The sequence below is a fragment of the Streptomyces sp. NPDC025273 genome (assembly GCF_040638585.1).
Taxonomy (GTDB): Bacteria; Actinomycetota; Actinomycetes; order Streptomycetales; family Streptomycetaceae; genus Streptomyces; species Streptomyces cinereorectus.
Window position 1 is genome coordinate 237,361 of record NZ_JBEZYP010000010.1, and the last position, 23,879, is coordinate 261,239.

The 23,879-nt window shown below is 72.8% G+C and carries 16 protein-coding genes; 6 read left to right on the forward strand and 10 right to left on the reverse strand.

Annotation, left to right across the window (positions count from 1 at the left end; all coding sequences use genetic code 11):
* Positions 1 to 178 precede the first annotated feature (178 nt).
* Both purH and purN read right to left on the reverse strand, forming a co-directional pair.
* Complete coding sequence (purH, locus tag AB0F38_RS19085; protein ID WP_361894250.1) at positions 179 to 1,732, reverse strand: bifunctional phosphoribosylaminoimidazolecarboxamide formyltransferase/IMP cyclohydrolase; 1,554 nt, start codon at positions 1,730 to 1,732, stop codon at positions 179 to 181.
* Complete coding sequence (gene purN / locus AB0F38_RS19090; protein WP_361894253.1) at positions 1,719 to 2,375, reverse strand: phosphoribosylglycinamide formyltransferase; 657 nt, start codon at positions 2,373 to 2,375, stop codon at positions 1,719 to 1,721. The genes purH and purN overlap by 14 nt, the downstream gene beginning before the upstream one ends.
* A 238-nt stretch (positions 2,376 to 2,613) precedes the next feature.
* Between purN and AB0F38_RS19095 the strand changes: the two genes are divergently transcribed.
* Positions 2,614 to 3,609, forward strand: coding sequence for a hypothetical protein (locus AB0F38_RS19095; protein WP_361894256.1), 996 nt, complete (start codon positions 2,614 to 2,616; stop codon positions 3,607 to 3,609).
* A 15-nt stretch (positions 3,610 to 3,624) separates the two neighbouring features.
* On the opposite strand, the gene AB0F38_RS19100 is transcribed toward AB0F38_RS19095, so the two are convergent.
* Positions 3,625 to 5,325: a DUF6350 family protein gene (locus tag AB0F38_RS19100; RefSeq protein ID WP_361894390.1), complete on the reverse strand. Its 1,701-nt coding sequence runs from the start codon at positions 5,323 to 5,325 to the stop codon at positions 3,625 to 3,627.
* A gap of 143 nt (positions 5,326 to 5,468) precedes the next feature.
* Here AB0F38_RS19100 and AB0F38_RS19105 point away from each other — a divergent pair, with 143 nt between their 5' ends.
* Positions 5,469 to 6,722 carry a helix-turn-helix domain-containing protein gene (locus AB0F38_RS19105; protein WP_361894259.1) on the forward strand — a complete coding sequence of 418 codons (1,254 nt, stop codon included), beginning with the start codon at positions 5,469 to 5,471 and terminating at the stop codon, positions 6,720 to 6,722.
* A gap of 109 nt (positions 6,723 to 6,831) precedes the next feature.
* Here AB0F38_RS19105 and sucD read toward each other — a convergent pair whose 3' ends face one another.
* The 5 genes from sucD to AB0F38_RS19130 form a co-directional block, all read right to left on the reverse strand.
* Positions 6,832 to 7,716: a succinate--CoA ligase subunit alpha gene (sucD, locus tag AB0F38_RS19110; protein ID WP_361894262.1), complete on the reverse strand. Its 885-nt coding sequence runs from the start codon at positions 7,714 to 7,716 to the stop codon at positions 6,832 to 6,834.
* Between the two features lie 21 nt (positions 7,717 to 7,737).
* On the reverse strand, positions 7,738 to 8,919 hold the full coding sequence (gene sucC / locus AB0F38_RS19115) for an ADP-forming succinate--CoA ligase subunit beta (protein ID WP_361894265.1): 1,182 nt from the start codon (positions 8,917 to 8,919) through the stop codon (positions 7,738 to 7,740).
* 417 nt (positions 8,920 to 9,336) lie between these two features.
* Positions 9,337 to 10,512 carry a VWA domain-containing protein gene (locus AB0F38_RS19120; protein WP_361894268.1) on the reverse strand — a complete coding sequence of 392 codons (1,176 nt, stop codon included), beginning with the start codon at positions 10,510 to 10,512 and terminating at the stop codon, positions 9,337 to 9,339.
* 38 nt (positions 10,513 to 10,550) lie between these two features.
* A complete protein-coding gene (locus AB0F38_RS19125; protein ID WP_361894271.1) occupies positions 10,551 to 12,860 on the reverse strand; it encodes a DUF5682 family protein in 2,310 nt (769 codons plus the stop codon).
* Positions 12,857 to 13,981 (reverse strand): AAA family ATPase, encoded by a 1,125-nt coding sequence (locus AB0F38_RS19130; protein ID WP_361894274.1) that lies wholly within the window; start codon positions 13,979 to 13,981, stop codon positions 12,857 to 12,859. Before AB0F38_RS19130 ends, AB0F38_RS19125 begins: the two co-directional genes overlap by 4 nt.
* 208 nt (positions 13,982 to 14,189) lie before the next feature.
* Here AB0F38_RS19130 and AB0F38_RS19135 point away from each other — a divergent pair, with 208 nt between their 5' ends.
* The gene (locus tag AB0F38_RS19135) at positions 14,190 to 15,578 is read left to right on the forward strand and encodes an SWIM zinc finger family protein (RefSeq protein ID WP_361894276.1); all 1,389 of its coding nucleotides are present in this window, start codon (positions 14,190 to 14,192) and stop codon (positions 15,576 to 15,578) included.
* A 55-nt stretch (positions 15,579 to 15,633) separates the two neighbouring features.
* Positions 15,634 to 17,319, forward strand: a complete 1,686-nt coding sequence (locus AB0F38_RS19140) for a DUF5691 domain-containing protein (protein ID WP_361894279.1) — start codon at positions 15,634 to 15,636, stop codon at positions 17,317 to 17,319.
* 242 nt (positions 17,320 to 17,561) lie between these two features.
* Here the strand turns inward: AB0F38_RS19140 and AB0F38_RS19145 are convergent, their stop codons facing one another.
* A complete protein-coding gene (locus AB0F38_RS19145) occupies positions 17,562 to 17,975 on the reverse strand; it encodes a cobalamin B12-binding domain-containing protein (RefSeq protein WP_361894282.1) in 414 nt (137 codons plus the stop codon).
* Positions 17,976 to 18,320: 345 nt separating this feature from the next.
* Here AB0F38_RS19145 and AB0F38_RS19150 point away from each other — a divergent pair, with 345 nt between their 5' ends.
* Together AB0F38_RS19150 and AB0F38_RS19155 are read left to right on the forward strand one after the other, a co-directional pair.
* The gene (locus AB0F38_RS19150) at positions 18,321 to 19,268 is read left to right on the forward strand and encodes an alpha/beta fold hydrolase (RefSeq protein ID WP_361894285.1); all 948 of its coding nucleotides are present in this window, start codon (positions 18,321 to 18,323) and stop codon (positions 19,266 to 19,268) included.
* A 215-nt stretch (positions 19,269 to 19,483) separates the two neighbouring features.
* The gene (locus tag AB0F38_RS19155) at positions 19,484 to 21,142 is read left to right on the forward strand and encodes a peptidoglycan DD-metalloendopeptidase family protein (RefSeq protein WP_361894288.1); all 1,659 of its coding nucleotides are present in this window, start codon (positions 19,484 to 19,486) and stop codon (positions 21,140 to 21,142) included.
* A 54-nt stretch (positions 21,143 to 21,196) separates the two neighbouring features.
* On the opposite strand, the gene pcrA is transcribed toward AB0F38_RS19155, so the two are convergent.
* Positions 21,197 to 23,635 (reverse strand): DNA helicase PcrA, encoded by a 2,439-nt coding sequence (gene pcrA, locus AB0F38_RS19160; RefSeq protein WP_361894291.1) that lies wholly within the window; start codon positions 23,633 to 23,635, stop codon positions 21,197 to 21,199.
* Between the last annotated feature and the right edge of the window lie 244 nt (positions 23,636 to 23,879).

Below are 23,879 nucleotides of genomic sequence, written 5' to 3' on the forward strand. Positions count from 1 at the left end.
TTCCCTCACTGGTCACTGCCGACCGCACCGATCCCGCAGGCTGCGGCCCGGCGAAGGCCATTCATTAGAACAGAGGGGCGACCGACTTCCGTAGGCCGGGACATGCCGCAGGCCGTACCCGGAGCGGGCACGGCCTGCGGCGACTACGGCGGGTCCTCGCCGGGTCCGCGCCGGGACCTCAGTGGAAGAAGTGGCGCGTCCCGGTGAAGTACATGGTCACGCCCGCCTTCTTCGCGGCCTCGACGACGAGCTCGTCGCGGACCGAGCCGCCCGGCTGGGCCACGGCCTTGATGCCGGCGGCGGTGAGGATCTCCAGGCCGTCGGGGAAGGGGAAGAAGGCGTCCGACGCGGCGTACGCACCGCGCGCCCGCTCCTCACCGGCCCGCTCGACGGCGAGCTTGGCCGAGTCGACGCGGTTGACCTGGCCCATTCCGACGCCGACGGAGGCGCCGTCCTTGGCGAGCAGGATCGCGTTGGACTTGACCGCTCGGCAGGCCTTCCACGCGAAGGCGAGCTCCCTGAGCTCGTCCGCCAGGAGCGCCTCACCGGTGGCGAGGGTCCAGTTGGCCGGGTCGTCGCCGTCGGCCTGGAGCCGGTCGGTGACCTGGAGGAGCGCGCCGCCGTCGATCGGCTTGACCTCGACCGTGGAGGCCGGGGCGTCGGGGCAGCGCAGTACGCGGATGTTCTTCTTGCGGGCGAGGACCTCGACCGCGCCGGCCTCGTACGCCGGGGCGACGATGACCTCGGTGAAGATCTCCGCGACCTGCTCGGCCATCTCGACGGTCACCGGACGGTTGACGGCGATGACACCGCCGAAGGCCGACAGCGGGTCGCAGGCGTGCGCGTTGCGGTGCGCCTCGGCCACGTCGTCCGCGATCGCGATGCCGCACGGGTTGGCGTGCTTGATGATCGCGACGCACGGCTCGGCGTGGTCGTAGGCGGCACGGCGCGCGGCGTCCGTGTCCGTGTAGTTGTTGTAGGACATCTCCTTGCCGTGCAGCTGCTCGGCCTCGGCGAGGCCGCCCGCGCCGGAGGTGTAGAGCGCGGCGGGCTGGTGCGGGTTCTCGCCGTAGCGCAGGACGTTCTTGCGCGCGAAGGTCGCACCGGAGAAGTCGGGGAAGCCCGAGTCGTCGGCGGGGGCGTAACCGTCCGCGAACCAGGCGGCGACAGCCACGTCGTACGCGGCGGTGTGCTGGAAGGCCTCGGCCGCGAGCCGCTTGCGTGCGGTCAGGTCGAAGCCGCCGGCCCTGACCGCGGCCAGGACGTCGGCGTACCGCCCCGGGCTCGTCACGACGGCCACGGACGGGTGATTCTTGGCAGCGGCGCGGACCATCGACGGACCGCCGATGTCGATCTGCTCCACGCACTCGTCGTCGGAGGCGCCGGAGGCGACGGTCTCCTTGAACGGGTACAGGTTGACGACCACGAGGTCGAACGGCTCCACGCCGAGCTCGGCGAGCTGCTCTCGGTGGGCGTCCAGACGCAGGTCGGCGAGGATGCCTGCGTGCACCCGGGGGTGCAGGGTCTTGACGCGGCCGTCGAGGCACTCGGGGAAGCCGGTGAGCTCCTCGACCTTGGTGACCGGCACTCCGGCGGCAGAGATCCTCCCGGCGGTGGAGCCGGTGGAGACCAGCTCGACACCCGCCTCGTGCAGACCGCGGGCGAGGTCTTCGAGCCCCGTCTTGTCGTAGACACTGACCAGGGCGCGGCGGATGGGCTTATTCACCGACATGACCGAGATGAACCTTTCGTCCCTCAATGCGATAGCCGTCGCGGGCGAGCCGCCCTACGGCCTCGACGAGCAGCTTGCGCTCGACTTCCTTGATGCGTTCGTGGAGAGCGGCTTCGCCCTCCGCCGTGTCCTCTTCGGTCACCTCGACCACGCCCTGCGCGATGATCGGACCGGTGTCGACGCCGTCGTCGACGAAGTGGACGGTGCACCCGGTGACCTTCACGCCGTACGCGAGCGCGTCACGCACCCCGTGGGCACCGGGAAAGCTGGGGAGCAGGGCGGGGTGGGTGTTGACGATCCGGCCGCCGAACTCGGCGAGGAAGTCCTTGCCCACGATCTTCATGAATCCCGCGGACACGACGAGGTCCGGACCGTGCTCCGCCACGGCTGCGGTCAGCGCGGCGTCCCACTCCGCGCGGCTCGCGTGGGCGCCGAGCTTGCACACGAAGGTGGGAAGCCCGGCACGCTCGGCGCGCTCGAGTCCGACGGTGCCGTCGCGGTCGGCGCCGACAGCGACGACCTGGGCACCGTAGCGCTCGGGGTCGTCGCCGATCGCGTCGAGCAGCGCCTGCAGATTCGTACCGGAGCCGGAGACGAGCACGACCAGACGGGCCGGAGCGGCGGAGGGGGGCGGGGAGGCCACAGCAGGGCCCTTTCTCGCGTGGTAAGGCAGGTGCGATGTACCGAAGTTGCGTTTGTATGGTCGTACGAAAGAATCTCGCCCCTTGATACGGGGAACTCTACGAACGGGCCGACCGTCAGCAACGATACCGGCACACCCGGCGGCCCCCACGGGACGGGGGCGCGGCCGGGAGGTAGCGTCAGGTGACAGGCAACCGTCCTCAGGGCGGACATGACGAGATGGGGAAGACGTTCACCACATGCCGGACCGCCTCCGCACCGCTTTTGGCCACCCGCTGCCCGAGCGGACTTCCGCGCTGATGCGGGAGCGCCGGCCCTCGTCGCCGGACCCCTCCTCCTCGCCGGAGTCCTCCTCGGCGCCGGACTCCTCGCGGGCGTCCGGTTCCTCCTCGGACGCGGTTTCCGCCCCGGATTCCGGTTCCTCCTCGGATGCGGGTTCCGCTCCGGCCTCGGGTTCCGCCCCGGCCTCGGGTTCCTCCTCGCCGTCCTCGGACGACAACCCGTTCGCGGCGCCGCCCGAGGACCGGCCCGACCAGCCCTGGCAGCCCCGCCACCCCTCCCCCGGGGCGGGGAACGAGAGCGGCGGTGACGGCTCGTCCGGCGACCGCCCCGTCTGGGGCAGCAGGTGGAGCGACCAGCAGCCGGGCCGGCAGAACGGCGGCTTCGGCAGCCGTCCCGGAGGCACCGGCGGGCAGGGCGGCAAGGGCGGCCCCGACGGCAGCCCCGGTGGAATGCGCTGGGACCCCACCGATCCTGCTCAGCGGCGCGCACGCTACGCCGTACTGGGCGGCATGTGGGCGTTCTTCTTCGCCCTCTTCGACTTCCCCGAGATCGCCCTGCTCCTCGGCGCCCTCGCCGTGTACTGGTCGATCAGCGCCCTGCGCACGGGGCCGCGGAAGGCCGCGGCGCCCGGCGGGGCACAGGACCGTACCCCTGCCCCCACCGCGCCGTCCGGCACCGCTGCGGGAACCGCCCCTGGCGGAGCTGCCGGTGCCGTTCCCGGCGCCGTTCCCGGTGGCGGGCAGATCACCGGCCGGCAGCAGACGGCGGCGGCCGTGAGCGGCCTGGTGACCGCGCTGCTCGCGCTGACGATCGTCGCCACGAGCTTCACGGTCGAGCTGGTCTACCGCGACTACTACACGTGCGTGAACGACGCCCTCACCAAGTCCGGCGCCCTGGCCTGCAACGATCTGCTGCCCGAGCCGCTGGAGCCGTTCTTCGGCGTGAAGAAGTAGCCTCCGGAGCGACGGTCAGGCTCCGCTCTCCCCGGCCGGATTCCGGTGCCCCTCGGCATCCGGGACCCGGCCGGTCGCCCTTCCGCCTCCCGATACGTGTTCGGGTCCGTTTCCGGGTCCCGGATCTGGGCCGGGGCCGGGAGCGTGGCCCGGACTGGAATCGGGCCGCTGACCGCGATCCGGGTCGGCGCTCCGGTCGGCCGGGAAGTCCGCCATCAGACCGCCGGAAGCCTTCCGGAGCGCGGCCCAGCGGGCCTTCCTCGCGCCGTCCGCGTGCCACGGGTCGGCCGACAGGAAGTCGTACGGATCGGCGTCCGCGCCCGGCATCCCCTCCCCCGGCTCCTTCCCGGAACGCGCCCGGGCCTCCTTTCCCGCCCGCTTCTCCGCCTTCGCCGCCTTCTTCCGCTCTTCCCTCTCCGCCTTGTCCTCCTCGTTCCCCTTCTCCGTCAGGACCCGCCGCCATCCCCACCGGTGCTCCCGCAGCCTCCATGTCCTGAGCAGCAGCGCCGCGGGCACACCGATCACGGCCGTCCAGGCGAGAGCGGCAGGACCCACCAGCCACCACACCGGACCGAACTCCGCGAGCGCCCCCGTCCCCAGCGGACCGCCCGACGCCGCCGCGAGCACCGCCGCCCCCGCGCCGCAGCCCACGGCCGCGAGCACCGCCGCCAGCGCCGTGCCCCCCGCACTCCAGGCGTCGTCCCGCTCCCCATGGACGGGAGCCGCGCCCCGTACGGTGAAGCGGGCGACGGTCAGGCCGGCGACGACCGGCACCGCCACGGCCGCCCAGTTGGCCATCGTCCCCGGGCCCTGGGACGGGACCGCGTGGAGCAGCGGGAAGTCCGGCAGCGCCGGCCGGCCCGCGAAGGCGAGCGGGGTGACCGTGGCGGCCGTACCCAGGGAGAAGCCGGGACCGAGCCCGTAGGCGGCACCCCACATCGCCGCGTTCGGTACGAGCGCCAGCGCCAGCAGCAGGACGGAGACCCTGCCCGCCCAGTGACCCGACAGCGCCAGGAACGACTCCCGCGCCGGCCCCGCATGCCAGACGAGTGCCACGGCGACGAGCAGCGCCCCGCCGCCCAGCAGCACCATCACCCCGGCCGCCGCCGACCGCAGGACCGTCTCCGCCCCGGCCCTGAACCGGGCGCGGGCGGCGGCCTCCTGCAGCGCGAGCGGCGCCCAGGCCAGCAGGGGCCCCAGCGGTCGCCCGCGCGCCGCCCACACCCCGGCCGCCGCCGCACCCGTCACCACGGCGGTGAGCGGGAAGGCGAGCGAGGTCCGCTCGGCAGGCAGCCCACCGCCCTGTGCGTACGCCGCCGTGGCCATCGCGACCAGCAGGTATCCGGCGCTCACCGCACAGAACGCCCCGACCGCCGAGTGTCTCCCCGCAGGGTCCTCCTCGGTCTCCGCGGAGTCCCGGGCGGCGCGGTGCACCAGCCACACCGGCAGGGCGACGAGCAGCAGCGGGACAGTCGCGACGGGGGCCGGGTGTCCGCCGAGGGTGTCGGACCTGATGAGCTCCGCGCCGTGCGCGAGGAGCCAGAGGCCGGCCGCGACGTGCAGGGCGCCGCCCGGGCCGCTGTCCGGGTCCGGGGAGCTGATCCACAGCACCGTGACCAGCACGGCGAGCGAGCCGAGCCCGAGCCCCGCCGCGATCGTCCCGCGTAAGAAGGCTGAGGCCAGCGCGGCGGACCTGCTTCGATCGGCCGGCAACATCGGGCTGCGCTCGGTCACTTGGGTCACCGGGCCATGCTCCCAACGACACGCGCCTATTCCGTGTAACGGGCGAATGGTCGCTGTGTCGCTCAATATACGTTTATGTACTTTTTCACCCAGTGCAGTGGCGACGGGGGCCGGACATGACACGGAGCACCACCGGTCCGGCCTCCCTCGCCCCGCTGCCCCCTCCCAAGGAGCGCCGCAGGCTGCGCGAGGCCCGGGCACTGAGTGAGGAACAGGTGGCGGCGGCCGTGGGCGTCACACCCGCCACCGTCCGCGCCTGGGAAACGGGGCGCACCAGCCCGCGGGGGCGCCGGCGTGCGGCCTACGCCAGGCTGCTCGGCTCCACCACGTCCCGCACGGCGGTGCGGGACGCGGTGCCCCTCTCCGTCGAAGCCACCGGGAGCACCACGATGTCCCCGACCGAGCCCGGCACCGGCACCACGACAGGCACCGGCACCGCCGCCCCCGTACCGGCCGAGCCCGCCCCCGTACCGGCCGAGCCCGCCCCCGTACCGGCCGGGACCGCTCCAGCCGCCCCAGCCGCGCCGCCCACGCCGACCGGCTGCCCGACGGCCGAGGAGGCGTTCGACGCCCTGTACGCGCACACGGCGCCCGGCCTCGTCGGCCAGACCTATCTGCTGACCGGGCGCCGGCAGTTGTCCCGGGAGGCCGTCGAGCACGCGTTCCAGCTCGCCTGGCACCGCTGGCCCGAGGTCGCCAGGGACCGCGACCCGGCCGGCTGGGTGCGGGCGGCCGCGTACGAGTACGCGATGTCGCCCTGGCACCGGCTGCGCCGCGCCCACCGTCGCCCCGACCCACGACCCGACGATCCGGGACGCCGTGCCCTCCTCGACGCGCTGCTGGACCTGCCGCCCTCGTACCGCCGCACCCTGCTGCTCTACGAGGGTGTGGGGCTGGACCTGCCGGAGACGGCGGCGGAGACCGAGGCGAGCACCCCCGCCGCGGCGAGCCGGCTGATGAACGCGCGGGCCGCGCTCGCCGAGCGGGTCCCCGGACTGGCCGGTCCCGCGTCGCCGCGTGAGCAGTCCGCACTGCTCCACGAGCGGCTGGGCTCCCTCGCCCTCACCGGGGCCGAACAGGTGCCCGCACCGTCTCCGGCCCGTGCCGTACGCCGGAGCAGCGAGCGCAAGGCCGAGCTCTGGACCCGGGCGACGATCTGCTTCTGCGTGGTGCTGATCGGCACGACGGCCTTCACGCTGAAGACGGCCCCCACCCAGTACGAGCAGCCGCTCGCACCCGCCGAACGGGTGGGCGGCGTGCCCCCGCGGGGCGGCCCGCAGAAGCTCACACCGCAGGATCTGAAGCTGCAGAAGGCGCTGCGCGGCGAGCTCGCGCACGGTCCGGAACGCCTGGTGCCGCGCATCCCCTGACCGGGTACGGAAACGGCGCGGGCCCGCACCCCTTGGACGAGGGGTGCGGGCCCGCGCCGTCGCTACGGGTGACGCGGTGCCGCGGCGGACGGGCCGCCACGACGGACGGTCAGCCGCCGAGGATCTCGCGCGCCAGCCGGGCGGTCTCGGTCGGCGTCTTGCCGACCTTCACACCGGCGGCCTCGAGGGCCTCCTTCTTGGCGGCGGCGGTGCCGGAGGAGCCGGAGACGATGGCGCCCGCGTGGCCCATGGTCTTGCCCTCGGGTGCGGTGAAGCCCGCGACGTACCCGACGACCGGCTTGGTGACGTTCTTCGCGATGTAGTCGGCCGCGCGCTCCTCGGCGTCGCCGCCGATCTCGCCGATCATCACGATGAGGTCGGTGTCGGGGTCCGCCTCGAACGCCGCGAGGGCGTCGATGTGCGTGGTGCCGATGACCGGGTCGCCACCGATGCCGACGGCGGACGAGAAGCCGATGTCACGGAGCTCGTACATCATCTGGTAGGTCAGCGTGCCGGACTTGGACACGAGACCGATGCGGCCGGGCTTCGTGATGTCGCCCGGGATGATGCCGGCGTTGGACTGGCCGGGGGTGATCAGGCCGGGACAGTTCGGGCCGATGATCCGGGTCTTGTTGCCCTTCGAACCGGCGTACGCCCAGAAGGCGGCCGAGTCGTGGACGGCGATGCCCTCGGTGATCACGACGGCCAGCGGGATCTCGGCGTCGATCGCCTCGACGACCGCGGCCTTCGCGAAGGCCGGCGGCACGAAGAGGACGGACACGTCGGCGCCGGTCTTCTCGATCGCCTCGGCGACGGAGCCGAACACGGGTACCTCGGTGCCGTCGAAGTCGACGGAGGTGCCCGCCTTGCGCGGGTTCACGCCACCGACGATGTTGGTGCCGTCGGCCAGCATGAGCTTGGTGTGCTTCATGCCCGTGGCGCCGGTCATCCCCTGGACGATGACCTTGCTGTCCTTGGTGAGGAAGATAGCCATGGTGTTGGAGTCCCTCGTCCCTTACTTCGCAGCCGCGGCGAGCTCGGCGGCCTTGTCGGCCGCGCCGTCCATGGTGTCCACACGCTGTACCAGCGGGTGGTTGGCGTCGGAGAGGATCTTGCGACCCAGCTCCGCGTTGTTGCCGTCGAGGCGCACGACCAGCGGCTTGGTGACCTCTTCGCCCTTGGACTTGAGCAGCTCCAGGGCCTGGACGATGCCGTTGGCGACCTCGTCACACGCGGTGATGCCACCGAAGACGTTGACGAAGACGGACTTGACGTCCGGGTCGCCGAGGATGATCTCCAGGCCGTTCGCCATGACCTCTGCGGAGGCGCCGCCACCGATGTCGAGGAAGTTGGCGGGCTTCACGTTGTCGTGGCTCTCACCGGCGTACGCGACGACGTCCAGGGTCGACATGACCAGACCGGCGCCGTTACCGATGATGCCGACCTCGCCGTCGAGCTTCACGTAGTTGAGGTTCTTGGCCTTGGCGGCGGCCTCGAGCGGGTTGGCCGCGGCCTTGTCCTCGAGGGCCTCGTGGCCGGGCTGGCGGAAGTCGGCGTTCTCGTCGAGAGACACCTTGCCGTCCAGCGCCAGGATGCGGCCGTCCTTGGTCTTCACCAGCGGGTTGACCTCGACGAGGAGCGCGTCCTCGGCGACGAAGGTGTCCCAGAGGGTCACCATGGCCTCGGCCACGCCCTCGGCCACCTCGGCCGGGAACTTCGCCTGGGCCACGATCTCGCGGGCCTTCTCGATGTCGACGCCGTCGACGGCGTTGACCGGCACCTTCGCGAGGGCCTCGGGGGTCTTCTCCGCGACCTCCTCGATGTCCATGCCGCCCTGCACCGACGCCATGGCGAGGAAGGTGCGGTTGGTGCGGTCGAGGAGGTACGAGACGTAGTACTCCGCCTCGATCTCCGGGGACAGCTCGGCGATCATCACCTTGTGGACCGTGTGGCCCTTGATGTCCATGCCGAGAATGTCGGTCGCGCGAGCGACCGCCTCGTCCGGGTCTGCCGCCAGCTTCACGCCGCCGGCCTTGCCTCGGCCGCCGACCTTCACCTGCGCCTTGACGACGGACTTGCCGCCCAGCCGCTCGGTCGCCTCGCGGGCTGCCTCAGGCGTGTCGATGACTTCACCGGCCAGCACCGGTACACCGTGCTTGGCGAAGAGGTCCCTCGCCTGGTACTCGAACAGGTCCACGCGCGTCCGTCCCTATTTAGTGGTCTCGCGGTTCGTTTTCTGCGTGGGCGTGCCGCGAGGGCAACGTGACTGCGCAGTCACTAGGGAGGCGCACACGGTGTCCGAGTACGCGGCATGTCCATCCGGCAGGTTATCCCCGCGCTCGGCAGGACCCTAAATTGCAGATCACACCTGAGCGGTGATAACGGTCACAGATCGCGCTGGTGACCGGGGTGCGAGGGACAAAACGGCGTGTGGGGCGGGCGTGCCCGGCGGGTCCGGGGCCCGGGGACGGGGCCCCCGGACCCGCGAGGTCCGGATACGCCATGACGCCGACCGGCCCCTTAGGCGCCGTCGAGCGCCCGTTCGCAGCCGTGGCCGCTCGCGCCGGAGACGGCGGTCCGCACGCAAGGGTGGCGGCGGAAGGCGAAAGCCTCCTCAGCCGGTGTCCGGTATCGGCAGGGGCCTCTTCTCGATCGCCGCCGCCATGACCTCCGGGAAGAGGTCCGGCGTGCAGGCGAAGGCCGGTGCGCCGAGCGCCCCCAGCGCGGCCGCGTGTTCACGGTCGTAGGCGGGCGCGCCCTCGTCCGAGAGGGCGAGCAGCGTCACGAACTGCACGCCGGAGGCCTTCATCGCGGCGGCCCGCTTGAGCATCTCGTCGCGGATGCCGCCCTCGTACAGGTCGCTGATGAGGACGAGGACGGTGTCGGAGGGGCGGGTGATCTTCGACTGACAGTAGGCGAGCGCTCGGTTGATGTCCGTACCGCCGCCGAGCCGGGTGCCGAACAGCACGTCGACGGGATCGTCCAGCTGGTCGGTGAGGTCGGCCACGGCCGTGTCGAAGACGACGAGCCGGGTCGCCAGCGTGCGCATGGAGGCGAGCACCGCGCCGAAGACCGCGGCGTGGACGACGGAGGCCGCCATGGACCCCGACTGGTCGATGCAGAGGATGACCTCCTTCCGTACGGCCCGGTCGGCGCGCCCGTATCCGACGAGGCGCTCGGGAACGACCGTGCGGTGGGCGGGCAGGTAGTTCTTGAGGTTGGCGCGGATGGTGCGGTCCCAGTCGATGTCCCGGTGGCGCGGTCTGCTGACGCGGGCCGAGCGGTCCAGGGCTCCGGTCAGCGTCGCCCTGGTGCGGTTGGCCAGGCGCTTCTCCAGGTCCTCGACGACCTTGCGTACGACGGCCCGTGCGGTCTCCTTCGTCGTCTCGGGCATGGCCCTGCCGAGCGAGAGCAGCGTGCCGACGAGATGGACGTCGGGCTCCACGGCCTCCAGCATCTCGGGCTCCAGCAGGAGGGTGGCCAGCCCGAGGCGGTCGATCGCGTCGCGCTGCATGACCTGGACGACGGAGTCCGGGAAGTACGTACGGATGTCGCCGAGCCACCGGGCGACGGACGGGGCGGACACCCCGAGTCCTGCGGAACGGTCGCTGCCGCCCCGTCCGCCGGGCTTCTTCCCGCCGCCGTACAGCGCGGTCAGCGCGCCGTCCATGGGGACGTCGCGGCCGGTGAGCGTGTGTCCGGTGCTCTCCGCGCTTTCCGCGCCCAGCACCATGCGCCAGCGTCGCAGCCGCTCCTCGTCGGCCGGAGGTCCGGCCGGGGTCGCTGTCATCGCCTTCTCCTGTTCTTCCGCTTCCGCCCGGTCCGTCGTCATCGGGTCGTCGCTCCCGTCGCTCCGTGGTCGAGCCCGAGGAGCAGCCGGAGCACCGGGACCACCGCGTCCGCCCGCTCCTCGTCGAGTCCGGCGCCGAAACCCGGCGCCCCGGCCGGGTCCGCGCCGCGCGCCGCCTCGTGGGCCGGACCGCGGCGGACGAGCTCGCCCAGAGTGCGCCGTACGCCTGCTTCATAGGCCGAGAACGTACGGCGCAGGAGGGGCAGCACATCGGTGAACAGGTCGGCCGGCACGCCGGTCAGCCAGGCGTCGACGAGTCCGAGGAGCCGCTCGTCGTGGACGAGCAGCATGCCGCCGCCCGACGCGCCGCCGACGAAGCCCTCGATCCATGCCGCGGCGTCGGCCGGTGGTGTGCCGGGTGAGAGCGCCAGGCCGATCAGGCGTGCCGCTTCCTCCTCGGCGAGCTGCCCCTCGTCCAGGAGGAGGCGCGTGGCCCGGCCGCGGATCACACCCGTGACCGTGTCCCTGGCGGACAGCTTGCGCAGGACCTCGGCCCAGCGCTCCCGCAGTCCGTCCGCGGGTACGGCGCCGGCCAGCAGCCCGACCGCGGTGTGCACCCCGTCCACCCGGTGCCGCAGCTCCGCCGCGCCGTCCGCGTCGAGGTGGGTGCAGGCGGGCGGCAGGGCGACACAGATCCGCTCGGCGAGGCCGACGGCGACCTCGCCCAGGGCCGCCGTGTCCGTGGACCGCACGTCCCCGTACCGCAGGGAGCGGGCCAGGGCGGGCAGCGCGTCGGCGAGACGGCCGACGTCCGCGTCGAGGGCGGCCAGGTCGGCGAGAGCCTTCATGACGACGGGCAGCGCCTCGGTCAGTCCGGCCAGGAGACACCGCTCGGCGAGCGCGGTGACCTCGGCGAGCGCGGTCGCCGAGACGGCTTCCGACTCGGCCCTGGCGGTCGCGGCGGAGAGCACCGTGGTGCCCCATACGCCGGCTTCCGCGATCCGGACGGACAGCTCCGGCTCCCAGCGCAGCCGCCAGCTCTCCCGGAACGTCCCGGTGCCGGCCCGGCCGGCCGCGGGCTCGCCCCAGCCGACTCCCAGGAGCCGAAGACGGTGCAGCAGCCTGCTGCGGGCCGCGTCGGAGTCCTTGCGCAGGTCGAGACCCAGCTCCCGCTCCCGCGCCTCGGGTCTGAGCCTCAGGGTGCGCTGCTGCCGGGTCAGGTCCCGCTGGAGGGGAACGGCGGGGGCGGTGTCGGGCACCTCGCCGAGGGTCTCGCCGACGACGAGCCTCGCGTGGACCAGGGCGAGCGGCACGTCGGACCCCTCGCACATGACGGCCCGCACCGCGTCGGTGACCTCGGCGAGGCCGGGGAACGGGCGGTCCCGCACGGCAGCCAGCGTCACGGCGAGCCGGACGGACTCGATGACATGGGCGGAGGAGACGGGCCGGTCCTCGTCGCGCAGCATTCCCGCGACCTTCGTCATCCAGCGCTCGACGGGACGGTCGCGCACGCCGAAGAGGTGCCCGTACCAGCCGGGCGAGTCGATCCCGGCACCGTATCCGCTGTACCGGGCGAGCCGGCGGTGGGTCCAGGGCACCCAGGTCAGATCCGTCCTCACCTTGGGGATCCCCTTGAGGAGGGCCCGGTCGGCGGCGAGCGTCGTTCTGGTGGCGAGGGCGGGGACGTGCCAGGCACCGCAGACGACGGCGATGTCGTCGCCGAACTCCTTGCGGGCGGTGCGCAGCTGGATGCGCATATGAGCCTCCCGGACGGCGTCCCGGGGCTGTCCGCCGTCCCCGTACGCCTCGCGCAGCGCCGTCATCGCCTCGGCCAGGGCGGCGAACGGTGCCTGTGGGTCGGCCGGTGCACCGTCCGGGGCGCGGTGCTCGACGACGTCCTCCCACCAGCGCTCGGGGTCGTCGTAGCCCGCGGTCGCGGCGAGGACGCCGATCGGATCGACGGCCGTCTCCTCCGGTCGGCCCGCCGGCTGCTCCGTCATGGCCAGGGAGTGCGCGGCGGGCAGGTCCATGAAGCGCACCGGGACCTGGTGCGCCAGCGCCCAGCGGATCGCCACCCACTCGGGCGAGAAGTCGGCCATCGGCCAGAACGCGGCCCGCCCGGGGTCGTCCACCGCGTGGGCCAGCAGCGCGACGGGCGGCCTCATCCGTTCGTCGGCGGCGAGCGGCAGGAGCGCGTCGCCCTCGGGCGGTCCTTCGACGAGCACGGCACGCGGCCGTGCGGAGTCCAGGGCGGCCAGGACCGCGCGGGCGGATCCCGGCCCGTGGTGGCGCACCCCGAGCAGAAGCGGTCCTCCGGACACGGCGGGGCCCGTCGTACGGACCGTCATGCGGAGACCTCGCGGCAGGCGCGGTAGAAGTCCTTCCAGCCGTCCCGCTCGCGGACCACGGTCTCCAGGTACTCCTGCCAGACCACGCGGTCGGCGGCGGGGTCGCGGACGACCGCACCGAGGATGCCGGCCGCGACGTCGCCGGACCGCAGCACCCCGTCGCCGAAGTGGGCGGCGAGCGCCAGGCCGTTGGTGACGACGGAGATGGCCTCGGCCGTGGACAGCGTGCCGGAGGGCGACTTGAGCCTGGTGCGGCCGTCCGTGGTGATGCCGTCGCGCAGCTCGCGGAAGACCGTGACGACGCGCCGGATCTCGGCCGTGCCGTCGGGGGCCGCGGGCAGGTCGAGGGAGCGTCCGATCTGGTCGACACGCCGGGACACGATGTCCACCTCGGCCTCGGGGGTCTCGGGCAGCGGCAGCACGACGGTGTTGAAGCGGCGGCGCAAGGCGCTGGAGAGCTCGTTGACCCCGCGGTCCCGGTCGTTCGCGGTGGCGATGAGGTTGAAGCCGCGCACGGCCTGGACCTCCTGGCCCAGCTCGGGTACGGGAAGCGTCTTCTCCGACAGGATCGTGATGAGCGCGTCCTGCACGTCGGCGGGGATGCGGGTGAGCTCCTCCACCCGGGCGGTCATGCCCTCGGACATGGCGCGCATGACCGGGCTCGGCACGAGCGCGTCGCGGCTGGGGCCGTGGGCCAGCAACTGCGCGTAGTTCCACCCGTAGCGGACCGCTTCCTCAGGAGTGCCCGCGGTGCCCTGGACGAGCAGGGTCGAGTCTCCGCTGACCGCTGCGGCGAGGTGCTCGGACACCCAGGTCTTGGCGGTGCCCGGAACGCCGAGGAGGAGCAGGGCCCGGTCGGTGGCGAGCGTGGTCACGGCGACTTCGACGAGGCGGCGCGGCCCCACGTACTTCGGTGTGATCACTGTTCCGTCCGGGAGCGATCCGCCGAGGAGGTAGGTGGCGACGGCCCACGGCGAGAGCCTCCAACGGGCGGGCCTGGGCCGGTCGTCGGCGGCCGCGAGCGCCTTGAGCTCGTCGGCGAAGGCGTTCTCGGCGTGCGGCCTCAGGATCTCGCCGCCTAGGTCTGCGGCTGCGGTGTGCACGGATGCGGACGCGGTCATGGATCCCCCTCCAGATCGTTCGACCCGATGTGGATCCACCGTGCACCACGCCACTGACAATCGGCCCTGGCCGCGGGCCGCGCAGGTGTGCCGAACGTGCTCAGGTCGCGGGAAGTGCGCGCGGACCCGGCGTGGTCAGGACGTCGCGCACCCAGGTGAAGGCGCAGGTGGGAGCGGATTGTCAGTGGGGCGCCCTACCGTCGTTCCCATGCTGCTATCTCACGGGGGAGAGTCCTCGCGCACCGCCGGTCCGGTGGCGCGCTGGACGGTGGAGCAGGTGCTGGCACTGGCTCCTGACGAGGCGTCACGCAAGGCGGGGAGCAGGCTCGGCTCCGGGCGCCCCTGGTCCGACGCGGGCCTCGGCGGCGCGGGGACGCTGTGGGGGTCGTGCGAGGGGAGCGGCAGCACGCCGTACCGCACGGTGATCGACACGGACGGACCGGCGTACGCGTGCAGTTGCCCGAGCCGGAAGTCTCCGTGCAAGCACGCGTTGGGGCTACTGCTCCTCTGGGCCTCCTGCGACGCGTCGCTGCGGGAGGGCGAGGCGCCGGACTGGGCCGGGGAGTGGCTGGAGGGCCGGCGCGGGCGGGCGGCGGCCCCGGCGGGCGGGGGTCCGGCCGCGGGTCCGGCCGATCCGGAGGCGGCCAGGAAGCGCGCCGACCGCCGGGCCGGGCGCATCACGGGGGGCGCGCAGGAGTTGGAGCGGCGCCTCTCCGACCTGCTGCGCGGCGGGCTGGCGGCCGCCGACCGTCCGGGGTACGGCCAGTGGGAGGAGACCGCGGCCCGCATGGTCGACGCACAGGCTCCGGGACTCGCCGGACGGGTGCGGGAGCTGGCCTCGATCCCGGCGTCGGGCCCGGGCTGGCCGGTGCGGCTGCTGGAGGAGTGCGCGCTGCTGCACCTGCTTGACTCGGCGTGGCTGCGGCTCGACCAGTTGCCCGGCCCCCTGGCGGCGACGGTGCGTTCCAGGGTCGGGCTGACGCTCCCCGCCGAGGGACCGCCCGTCCGGGACCGGTGGCTGGTCCTCGCGCAGTACGACACACCGGACGGCAAGATCGTCACCCGCCGCATCTGGCTGTACGGAGCGGAATCGGGGCGCACGGCACTGCTGCTGTCGTTCGGGGCGGCCGGGCGCTCCCCCGGCCTTGCGCTGCCGGTGGGTGTGACGATCGATGCCGAAGTGACGCCGTATCCGGGCGGCGGCCGTCTGCGGGCCGAGCTGGGAGAGCGGTTCGGCACACCGGCCGCCGCGACGGCACCGCCGCCGGGCGGGACGACGGCCGGGGCCGCCGCCGCGTACGGACGTGCCCTGCTGGACGATCCATGGCTCGACGCGTGGCCGGCCACCCTGCGCGAGGTCATACCCGTGCCGTCAGGGGACGGCTGGCAACTGGTCGGCGCGACGGACGGTTCCGCCCTGCCGCTCTCCTCCTCGGCGCTGTCCCGGCCGGGCCTGTGGAAGCTCGTGGCGCTCTCCGGGGGCGGCCCCGTGACGGTGTTCGGCGAGTGCGGGCACCGGGGCTTCGACCCGCTCGCGGCATGGGGTCCCGAGGCCGCCGACGACGTGGGGGCGGGCGCGACCGTGGCGCTCGTCTGACGTGACGCAACCGAATCTCTCGATCCGCGACGCCCTGGACAACCGGAGGGGACCGATGCCCACCACCAACTCGACGGCCGCCGTGCCGGTGAACATCCCGTGGGAGGAACTCGTCACCTCGGCGCTGCTCGGTACCGACCGGCGCCCGTTGCGGACCGGTCCGCCGGGCGCGGGACCCGTGGGCGACCCGCCGGCCCTGCTGGACGCGGCGGCGCTGCACACCGTGCGGCGCCGTGCCTCGCTGCTTCCGGCCATCGGGGCACCCGCGCCCGGACCCGCACCCGCCGACCCGCGGCCGCCGCTTCCCGCGGCGGCCCGGCACCGGCTCGCGCAGCTGCTCGCCGACCGGTCCGCGCCGCCGGGCGGCGGACGGCGGGGCACGGCCCCCGATCTCACCGAGCTCATCCCCCAGTGGCTGGCCTCGGCAGGAGCGCGCGGATTCCGCGCTCCTGCCGAGCTGCTGCCCGCGCTGCTGGACGCGGCCCGGGCGCGCACGGACCTGCGGCCGCACGTGCTGGCGTTCGCAGGTCCTCGCGGGCTCTGGCTGGCCGGGCTGAATCCGGAGTGGAAGTTCGCGCTACGGGCCTCGCCGGGCGGTGTGCACCGGCCCGGCACCGAGGATCCGGAGGCGGTGCACCGGCTGTGGGAGGAGGGGCTGTTCGCGGAGCGGGTCGCGCTCCTCGGGGCCGTACGGGCGGAGGATCCCGCCGCGGCGCGGGCGCTGCTCGCGACCACCTGGGCCGCGGAGCGCGCCGAGGACCGGCTGATGTTCCTCGATTCCCTGCGGACCGGCCTCAGCGGTGACGACGAGGCGTTTCTGGAGGAGGCGTTGGCGGACCGCAGCCGCAATGTCCGCGCCACCGCCGCCGAGCTGTTGTCCGCCCTGCCGGATTCGGCACTCGCCCGGCGGATGGCGGACCGCGCCACGTCCTGCGTGAACCCCGAGCGTTCGGACGCCGCCGTGTCCGTCGCCGTGGAGGCCCCGCACGAGTGCGACGCCGCCATGCAGCGTGACGGAGTGGTGGAGGTGCCCCCCTCCGGACGGGGTGAACGGTCCTGGTGGCTGGGGCAGCTGGTGGAGGCTTCCCCGCTGGCCGTCTGGCGGGAGAGGTTCGGCGGCCGCACCGCTCGGGAGATCGTCGCGCTGCCCGTCGCCGACGACTGGGGTCCCGAGCTGCACGCCGCCTGGTGCCGGGCGGCCGTACGGCAGCGGGATCCCGACTGGGCGCGGGCGCTGCTCGGCGCCCCCTCGACCCCTCCGGCGAACGGCCCCGGAACGGTCTCCCTGGCGGAACGGTCGAAGCTCCTCGCCACCCTGCCCGCCGGCGAACGGGCGCTCTGGGTGGCGGACTTCATAGCGTCACACGGTCTGTCGGAGGCGTTCCAGCTGCTCGGCGTCTGCACCGTCCCCTGGGCCGGACCGCTCGGCCGGTCGGTGGTCGACGCGCTGGACATCGCCCGGGACGCGGGGAGTTACCCGTGGAGCTTCAGCGGGGTGATGGGCCTGGCCGAACGCTGCCTGGAGCCCGCGGAGGCGGACCGGCTGGAGGTGCTCACCACCACACCGGACGAGCCGGAGGGCGCGTCACCGGGCGCGGGTGGTTACTGGTCGGAGGCCTTCCAGCGCCTGGTCTCCACGCTGCGCCTGCGCGCGGCCATGGACGCGGAGCTGGCGCCGGACACGGTGGGCGCCGCGGGCAGCCCGGACGGGGACGGCCTGGCGCGGTCCGGCGCCGTGTGACCGGAGACGGAAGGGAGCGGCGCTCCGCGGACCGCCCCAGGGCCGCTGGGCCGGTCAGCGGGCGGGCCAGGCGCTCCTGCTCCTGCGGGCAGGCTGCGGCAGGCGCAGACCCAGGGCATGCGGGCCGGCGGCCTCGGGCTCCGGCAGGCGCACAGCCCCGGCGGGCCCGGACCTGGAGAAGGAGGCCACGGGGCCGGCAGGGCCCCGGCCGGACAGCGGCCCGGGTGCCCCGGGGCGCCGGCTCAGGCCTCCGCTGCCTGGCGGACGTGAGCGTTCACCCAGTCGACGATCGACGCCGTCGTGGCGCCGGGGGTGAAGATCTCCGCAACGCCCTGCTCCTTCAGCGGAGCGATGTCCGCCTCGGGGATGATGCCGCCGCCGAACACCTTGATGTCCTCCGCCTCGCGCTCCTTCAGGAGCGCGATGACCTTCGCGAACAGCGTGTTGTGCGCACCGGAGAGGATCGAGAGACCGATCGCGTCGGCGTCCTCCTGGATCGCTGTGTCCACGATCTGTTCAGGGGTCTGGTGGAGCCCGGTGTAGATGACCTCCATCCCCGCGTCCCGCAGCGCCCGCGCGATCACCTTCGCCCCGCGGTCGTGGCCGTCGAGGCCCGGCTTGGCCACCACCACACGGATCGGACCGGTCACACCCATCACTGCCTCCACATGCGTCTCCCGTGCCTGAAGGGCCGGGGATGTGAACGAACGTTATCCACAGCATCCCGTACGGCGCCGTTTCGCGGTGGACGGGGAGGGGGAAATCACACATGGGACAAGTTCGCCGAGCGGCGTTCCCTGCGTCAGGCGGCCCACCGGCCGTGCGGGGCCCGCCGTCAGGGGAGCCGCAACGAGGTCGTCGTACCACCGTGCCGTCAGCCGCACGGCACGGTGGTACGGCTCCCGGCCGAGCAGAGCCGTCGCCACCTCCGCCGCGACACCCCATGAGGGCATCCGGGGCAGGGAGCCGCCTTGCCGCATGCCAGTGCAGGAGGTCCGGCCATGAAGGTCCCGTCCTTCCTTCCCCCACCGCTGCGCCGGCCGTGCCTGCGCAGCGCCTGGCTGCCTTCGGCGCTGATGAGGGCCACCCTCCTGGAGCTCGCGATCCTCGCCGGGCATGTACTCATCTACCCCTCGGGGATCGCCTCCGAGCGCAGGAACCCCACCACCCCGCCGGGCCCCGCGCCCGAGCCCGGTGACAGCCCGGTCCGCGACGACAGGGCTGCCGGGCCCGCGGCGCCCTCTCCCCTCACCCCTTCGGCCGACACCGTCACGTCACCGGTCACGACACTCGGCCCCCCGTCCGACGACGACCGCCCGCCCGTCGTCCTCATGCACGGCTTCATCGACAACCGCTCCGTCTTCGTCCTGCTCCGCCGCGCCCTGTCCCGGCACGGCTGGCACCATCTGGAGTCACTCAACTACTCGCCGCTGACCTGCGACATCCGCACAGCGGCGGAGCTGCTCGCCCGGCATGTCGAGGAGATCTGCGCCCGCACCGGACACCGAGAGATCGACATCGTCGGGCACAGTCTCGGCGGCCTGATCGCGCGGTACTACGTGCAGCGGCTGGGCGGCGACCGGCGGGTACGCACCCTGGTCACCCTCGGCACGCCGCACGGGGGTACGGCTGTCGCACCGGTGGCGGCCGCGCACCCCATCGTCCGCCAGATGCGCAGCGGATCGGACCTGATCGAGGAGCTGCGCCACCCGGCTCCCGGCTGCCGGACCCGGTTCGTCAGCTTCTGGAGCGAGCTGGACCGGGTGATGGTCCCGGTGGAGACGGCCCGTGTGGACCACCCCGACCTCGACGCGGTCAACGTGCGCGTCACCGGCATCGGCCATCTCGCGCTTCCGGTGCACCCCGCGGTCGCCGCAGCGATCCGTCAGGCGATCGAATCGGACGATTCGGTCACCCTCGGCACTCCGGGAGTCACTTCCGTGGCCTGAGCGGTCCGAAGGAATAGAACTAACTTCGAACATAGAGCCAAGCCTGTTCCCACAGTCCACCGAAAGGCGGCCGATTGCCCGTTTCCTGAGGTGCCAAAACCTGTCGGAGATTGTCGTCGTCACGTACCGCCGGGTACAGTCGCGGCCACTGCTCACCCTGGGATTCCCCCACCGGACCCAGAACAGGCCCTGCTGCCGAGGCGAGAGAGAAGTTGGTGAACGACCAGCACCCCCACGCCGGGTACGCCGGATACGACAGCCGGCTCACCGGAAGTTTCGACACCGACCCGCTCTTCGGATCCCTGCCGGACCATCAGGACGGCAGTCACGGAACGGGGTACGGCAGCGGCTGCACCACCGCGCACGACGGCACCTACGGCGGCTACGACACCGCTTACGCGGCAGGGCCGCAGCAGACAGCCCCGTACGACACCGCCCAGCACGAAGGCCGGTGGGACACCGGAGCACATCAGCAGGCCTCCTACGACGCCTACGGCGCACAGGCCTACGACACCACCGCCGCCTGGATGCCCGAAGCCACGATCCCCGCGCAGGCCGCGCACCCCGGGACGGCCACCCCGGACTCGACGGGCCAGTGGGACACCACCGGATGGGACCACACGGGCCAGGCCGACCAGTGGGCGACGAGCGACACCGGCGCCTTCCCCACCACGACGTTCAGCAGCACGGCCTATGCCACGGGCACGTACGCGGCCCCGGTCTTCGAGACCTCCGGGTACGAAACGGCCGACACCGGCGCCTACGACGCCACCGCCTGGAACACCGGCGCCTCGCCCGAGACCGCGGCTTACGCACCCGAACAGACGTCGCATCCCGCATACGAACACCAGGCCGCGTCGTACGAGGCGGCCGAGTTCAGCCCTCAGGACCACGCGGACGGGACCGCCGCCACGAAGACCGCGGTCATGACGGCATCCGACACGCCTGCGGCAACCGGTGCGTACGCCCCGGACAGTGCGTACGACCCGGCCGGCGTATACGACCCGGACGGTGCGTACAGCCCGGCCGGCGAACACGACGCGGTCACCGACATCGTGGACGTCATCGACGTGACCGCGTCCCACCCCGCCTCGGCGGCACGCCCCGTCGGCCGTTCCGCCCCGCGTGGCGGCGGCCGTGGCCGGCGCCGCACTCCGGCGAAGCGCTCCGCGCTCCTCACCGTCGCTGTCCCCTCCGCCTGTGTCATGAGCGTCGCGGGCATCGCCGCCGCTTCCGTGGGCGGCGTCGGCAGTGCCGAGGAGCAGAAGGACGAGACCACCTCCATGGCGGTCGCCGACACGGTCGAGCCGGACGTCGCCAACAACGAGCTGGACACCCAGCTCGCCAACCTCAGCGCCGACGCCGAGAACTTCGCCGACCGCGCCAGCCGCACCCAGGAGCGCATCGACCTGAAGGTGCGCCAGGCCGCAGAGAAGAAGAAGCGTGAGGACGAGGCCGCACGCCGCGAGGCGGCACGCCCCAAGTTCGCCCTGCCGGTCAGTCAGCACGGTCTCAGCGCCTACTACGGTCAGGCGGGCGTGAACTGGATGTCCGCGCACACGGGCATCGACTTCCCCGTGGGCCTCGGTACCCCCGTGATGGCGGCGACCGACGGTACCGTCCGCACCCAGTTGAACAGCGCCTACGGGAACATGGTGATCGTCACCGCGGCCGACGGCACCGAGACCTGGTACTGCCACCTCAGCGCCGCGAAGATCCGTTCCGGTTCGGTCAAGGCCGGTGACGTCATCGGGTACGCGGGGGACTCGGGCAACTCCACCGGCCCGCACCTGCACTTCGAGGTACGGCCCGGCGGCGGTGCGTCGATCGACCCGTTGGCGTGGCTGCGCAGTCACGGCCTCAATCCGAGCTGAACCCCCCGGGGCCCGGGCGTGAATCCGGGCCCCTGAGCCGTCCCGATCCGGCTCCTAGAGCTTCTCGACGGGCGCGTACCGCAGCAGCAGCTTCTTCGGGCGCTCGTCGCCGAAGTCGACCGTGGCCTTCGCCTGGTCGCCGAACCCCTCGACGGCCGTCACCGTCCCCAGCCCGAACTGGTCGTGCGTGACCCGGTCCCCCACCACCAGGGTGGCCACCGGCTTGTCCGCGGTACGCCGGGTCGCGAAGCCCGAGGGGCCCGACCTGGAGCGCGAGGAGGACAACGACGACGTGATCCCCGACGTCGGTCCCGCCGAGGCCGCCATCGGGCCCTTGCGCTTCCACTCCAGATGCTGGTCCGGGATCTCCTCCAGGAACCGCGACGGCGGGTTGTACGAGGGCTGTCCCCAGGCGCTGCGCATGGAGGCCCGGGTCAGATACAGCCGCTCGCGGGCCCGCGTGATGCCCACGTAGGCGAGCCGGCGTTCCTCCTCCAGCTCCTTCACCTGACCCAGCGCGCGCATGTGCGGGAAGACGCCGTCCTCCATACCGGTCAGGAACACCACCGGGAATTCGAGACCCTTGGCCGTGTGCAGCGTCATCAGCGTGATGACGCCCGAGCCGTCCTCGTCCTCGTCCGGGATCTGGTCGGAGTCGGCGACGAGCGCGACCTTCTCCAGGAATTCGGCGAGCGTGCCCGCCCCTTCCTCCTCCGCCCGCTCCTGCTCGAACTCGAGGGCGACGGCGGCGAGCTCCTGGAGGTTCTCGATGCGGGTCTCGTCCTGTGGGTCCGTGGACGCCTGGAGTTCGGCGAGGTAGCCGGTCCGCTCCATGACCGCCTCCAGCACGACCGCCGGTCCGGCACCGGACTCCACGATCGTGCGGAGCTCCTCCATCAGCGTGTTGAACCGCTTCACGGCGTTGGCCGACCGGGCCGCCATGCCGTACGCCTCGTCGACGCGGCGCAGCGCCTGCGGGAAGGAGATCTTCTCGCGCAGCGACAGGGCGTCGATCATCGCCTCGGCCCGGTCGCCGATGCCCCGCTTGGGCACGTTGAGGATGCGGCGCAGCGGGACGGTGTCCTCGGGGTTGGCGAGCACCCGGAGGTAGGCCAGGACGTCCCTGACCTCCTTGCGCTCGTAGAAGCGCACTCCGCCGACGACCTTGTAGGGCAGCCCGACGCGGATGAAGATCTCCTCGAAGACACGGGACTGCGCGTTCGTACGGTAGAAGACGGCGACGTCGCCCGCCTTCGCGTCCCCGGCGTCCGTCAGCCGGTCGATCTCGTCGGCAACGAACTGCGCCTCGTCGTGCTCGGTGTCGGCGACGTAGCCGGTGATCCGGGTACCGGCGCCCGCGTTCGTCCAGAGGTTCTTGGGGCGGCGGCTCTCGTTGCGCTCGATGACGGCGTTGGCCGCGGACAGGATCGTCTGCGTGGAGCGGTAGTTCTGCTCCAGCATGATCGTCGTGGCGTCCGGGTAGTCCTCCTCGAACTGGAGGATGTTGCGGATGGTCGCACCGCGGAAGGCGTAGATCGACTGGTCCGCGTCGCCGACGACGCACAGCTCGCCCGGGGCGTCGGCCTCGCCCGCCGGGCCCACCAGCTCGCGTACGAGGGTGTACTGCGCGTGGTTGGTGTCCTGGTACTCGTCGACCATGACGTGCCGGAAGCGGCGGCGGTAGTGCTCGGCGACGTCGGGGAACGCCTGGAGCAGGTGGACCGTCGTCATGATGATGTCGTCGAAGTCCAGCGCGTTGGCCTCGCGCAGCCGCGCCTGGTAGAGCGCGTAGGCCTGCGCCAGCGTCTTCTCGAAGCCGTCGGACGCCTGGCCGGCGAAGGTCTCCTCGTCGATCAGCTCGTTCTTCAGGTTCGAGACCTTCGCCGTGAACGACTTCGGCGGGTAGCGCTTCGGGTCGAGGTCCAGATCGCGGCAGACCAGCGCCATCAGCCGCTTGGAGTCGGCGGCGTCGTAGATCGAGAACGACGAGGTGAAGCCGAGGAGCTTCGACTCGCGGCGCAGGATCCGTACGCAGGCGCTGTGGAAGGTCATGACCCACATGGCGTGGGCACGCGGGCCGACGAGCTGCTCGACGCGTTCCTTCATCTCGCCGGCGGCCTTGTTGGTGAAGGTGATCGCCAGGATCTGGCCCGGGTGCACCCCGCGCTCGGCCAGCAGGTGCGCGATCCGGTGGGTCAGCACCCGGGTCTTGCCCGAGCCCGCCCCGGCCACGATGAGCAGCGGGGAACCGGCGTGCACGACGGCGGCGCGCTGCTCGGTGTTCAGCCCGTCGAGCAGCGCGGCGGGGTCGACCACGGGGCGCGGGGCGCCGTCGCGGTAGTACGCGTCACGCGGCGGCGGAGGCGTGTCGAAGACGTCCTCGAAGAGACCCTCCGGCACCGCCTCGGGCGCGTGGTCCTCGGGGGGCGGCGGGGGGCCTTCGTCCGCTTGCTGGAGGCCGGTCAGGAAACTGTCGTCAAAGAGGCTGCTCATCGCCTCACGAGTCTAGGCCGCCGGACCGACAGCCCGGGGCCGCATTCCGCACGAGGGCCCGATCCGTGCGCGTACGGAGACGGGCCGCCCACGGTGCGTAGGAATCCGGGGCCCGTCACCGCCCGGCGGACCGTCGGTCCGGAGAGGTCACGGAAATGTATCGGGCATATCGAACATCAACCTTCACAGGGACACCACGGGTTGGCTAGCGTGCTCCGACGGGTGACCCGTACCCCTCTGAGGC